General features: G+C 50.8%; 2 protein-coding genes and 1 pseudogene. 1 reads left to right on the top strand and 2 read right to left on the bottom strand.

Annotated features, from left to right (window positions below):
• Positions 1-170: biopolymer transporter ExbD (locus tag FT726_RS26485; protein ID WP_346303772.1), on the top strand; the 170-nt coding region annotated here is incomplete at its 5' end.
• A gap of 113 nt (positions 171-283) precedes the next feature.
• Here FT726_RS26485 and FT726_RS26490 read toward each other — a convergent pair.
• Both FT726_RS26490 and FT726_RS26495 read right to left on the bottom strand, forming a co-directional pair.
• Positions 284-2,617 (bottom strand): Ig-like domain-containing protein, encoded by a 2,334-nt coding sequence (locus tag FT726_RS26490; protein ID WP_346303771.1) that lies wholly within the window; start codon positions 2,615-2,617, stop codon positions 284-286.
• A gap of 191 nt (positions 2,618-2,808) precedes the next feature.
• Positions 2,809-3,312, bottom strand: a pseudogene (locus tag FT726_RS26495) (Biofilm associated protein A); the annotation flags it as partial.

Consider the following 3,312-nt stretch of genomic DNA (forward strand, 5'->3'; position numbering starts at 1 on the left):
CGCTGGTGAACGCGCTCACAGCGCAAACCGAAGGCAACAAAGAGACCACCATCTTCTTCCAGGCGGATAAATCAGTGGATTATGAAACGCTTATGTCGGTGAGGGATCAGCTGCGTGAAGCGGGTTATCTGAAGATTGGTTTGATGGGCATGGAGACGGTGAAGAAATAGTTTCACCGGCGTAAACCCAGCCAGCTTATCTGTAAGGTCGTCAATTATGACGACCTTTTTTATTGCGGCGGCCGGAGCAGGCCGCCATGTCAGGATGCGGTGCCGAACCGCGGTTAAACCAGATTCACCGTTACACCGTCCTGCACCAGCAATTCGGCGTCGCCGTGGCTGAACACGTGGTACTGGCTGCCGGCTATGGTCACGGTGCCGGTTTGCTCGGTCCATCCCTCTTGCTCGCTGCCTTCAGGCAGGATATCTTCCAGACGTACGGTGTCGCCCTGATTGCCGTTGACCAGCAGCTGGGTTTTGCCGTCGTCGATGAAGAGATCTTTGGTTCCTTTAGAGAAAATTTCTTCTACTGTTAAATTATCCAGTGCAATAAACGCATCGGCGTCAAATGTGGAAATTTCATTTAATGATACATCAGTGGATTTGACAACATTATCCTTTATACCCCAGTCGAAATTGTCTAAGGAGAAAATGTCATAGTATGATCTTCCAGCATAGTCTGTCCAGGAACTATTGGACGCCGATACTTTACTTATTAATTCTCCTTCTGGGGCAATAAACTCATAAGCATGATGGCCATATTTTTTATCAACTACAATTGACCCTATACGCTCATTTTTTTCATTGTAAAAAGATACTGTATTATATTGGCTGTATCCAAAAGCAGCATCAAACTTAAAGTAGTTTGATTTCTCAATATAAAAATAAACGGCCGATTGTTTGTTAGTAGAAAAGTTAGAGTTATGGAAATCATTTCCGATCGTTAAACTATCCTTTTGATAGGCGAGCCCATAATAATGATATACTTTGATGCCGGAGGCTAAAGTGACTGTGTTACCTGGTATAAGTATAAATGCTCCATTACTAAAATCTTCGCGACTGCTGGTAAAGTCGGTTTCTCTGACGTTTATTTCAAATGTACTCTGTGCTTTTTCGTTTGTATGAGCATTGAAAGTCCAGTTCCCATAATTAAGTCTTGGCGGGGAAAATGTCCATTCTCCATATATATTAGCAGTCACTGAGGCGATGTTTTTACTGCTGTTTCCAAGATAGTATTCTATATAGACAGTGCTGTTGGCTTCGGCATGGCCTTGTAGCTCGGGAGTTGTATCGTCAGTTATACTACCAGATGCTAATTTTCCTTGTGTTTTACCCACATTATCCAGGGCGAAATCAATAGTTGGAGCAAGATTATTATCAATCACATTGAGTTTGAACTTGGGTGTGAATGCGCCACTATTACCACTTTTTGCCCGGAACTCCCAGTTACCATTACCTAATTCGATAGGTAGTGTAAATTCCCAGTTACCATCAGCACCAACCTGAACTGAATAACCTGGAATCCAGGGGGCTCCAGCTTTGCCATATTCAATATAAACAATACTGTTTGCTTCGGCGCGCCCATGTAACGTAGGTGTGCGGTCATCTGTCCGGGCGGAATTCCCTAACATGCCAGTGGCAAGACCATAATTATCCCAGGCGTAAGCAATCGTGGTCTCGCTTGCAGGCGCCAAATCAATATTAAGGGTGAATTCGTTACTCCACTCGTCGCCGGCATTTGCTCTGAATTGCCAGTTGCCTTCGGTTAGCGCCGGATTCGGTGTCCAGCTCCAGCTGGTGCCGTTCATTACTGCATTACCGCCATCTACCCATTCACCCTGAGCATTCCGGTACTGAATCCGCACTACGCTGCCTGCTGGCGCGCTGCCGCGCAGTTCTGGCGTGGTATCATCGGTGATACCATCGCTCTTCAATGAGCCGGTCACGTTGCCGACGTTATCAACGGCATCAATGATTTTCGCCACGCCGCCCGGATCGACCGGTACTTCGCCGTCTTTACCTATAATAATTGTGAACTCATCCGACGGCTCACCCTCGCGCACCTTGTCCGCAAAGGTTTCACTCGCCACCAGCGTCAAATCATGCTGACCGTCGGTGAGGTCAATCTCCGGCTCGATCTTCCACATCCCGGTATGTTCATCCGCCTTCGCGCTGCCGATAACCGTATCGCCTTCCTTCAGATAAACAATCACGCCTTTCTCCGCGATGCCGGTCAGGGTCGGACGGCGGTCGTCGGTCATCTTGCCAGAATCGAAGCTGCCGGTGATGTCACCCTGATCGTCATACATGTTCAGCAGCGTCGGTGCTGCCGGCGGCGTGGTATCAACAATCAGCGTACGCAGCGTTGGCGCGCTCGGGTTGCCGGCCTTATCAACCGACTGGAAAGACATGTTGTAGTAACCATCCTCCAGCGGCGTGGATGGCGTCCAGCTCCAGTAGCCGTCGGCGGGATTGATATCAACCGTAAAGGTCTCTTTGCCGACGGTAATCAGCATGGTACCGCCCTTACCAATTTCAGACCTTGCGTAGCCAAAAAACGTGGGGGTATTGGTGTCGCGCTCGAGGTATTTCGCCTCTTCGTAATTGAACAGTTCCATGGAAAATATTCCTGTGTTGGTCGTCGGTTTATTGCAGCGAGGGCCGCCGCGCCTTGTTATAGAGAGCGCATTTTGTAATAGATGACGTAACACGCCGTATCAGACACGTCCCGAAGGGAGAAAAGTCCGAGCAGAGAAAAAGCAGGGGAAAGGGCAGGATGATGCCGTGCTGCGCGCACGGCATCGGGGGGTTATACCAGTTGCAATTGTACGCCGTCCTGCACCAGCAGTTCGGCGTCGCCGTGGCTCCAGACGTGATATTGCGTACCGGCGATGGTCAGCGTGCCGGTCTGCTGCGTCCAGCCGTCGGCCGCTTCACCTGCCGGCAGAATATCCTGCAGCTGCACGCTGTCGCCTGGCTTGCCGTTAACCAGAAGCTGGGTGCTGTCATCCTCAACGAACAGGCCTTTGCCACCTTCGCTCAGCAGCTGGTGCAGCGTCAGCGCATCCGGCTGGGCTTCATACTGCGCCTGCTGATCGAACGCGGCGTCCGGGCTGACGTCGAGCACGAATTTGCTGCTCCAGTTGCTCTTCATCTCGCCGGTTGAGGCGCGCGCGTGATATTCCCACACGCCTGGCTGATGCAGATAGGGTGAGGTAAAGCTCCATTTGCCGTCGGCATCGACCAGCACGCTGCCCGCGTGGCGCAGGCCTTCACCCTGCACGCCATATCCGATTTCAATCACCTGGCCCGG

Origin of the sequence: Pantoea sp. Morm, from assembly GCF_016643525.1 — a bacterium.
In the GTDB taxonomy this organism is placed as follows: domain Bacteria; phylum Pseudomonadota; class Gammaproteobacteria; order Enterobacterales; family Enterobacteriaceae; genus Pantoea; species Pantoea dispersa.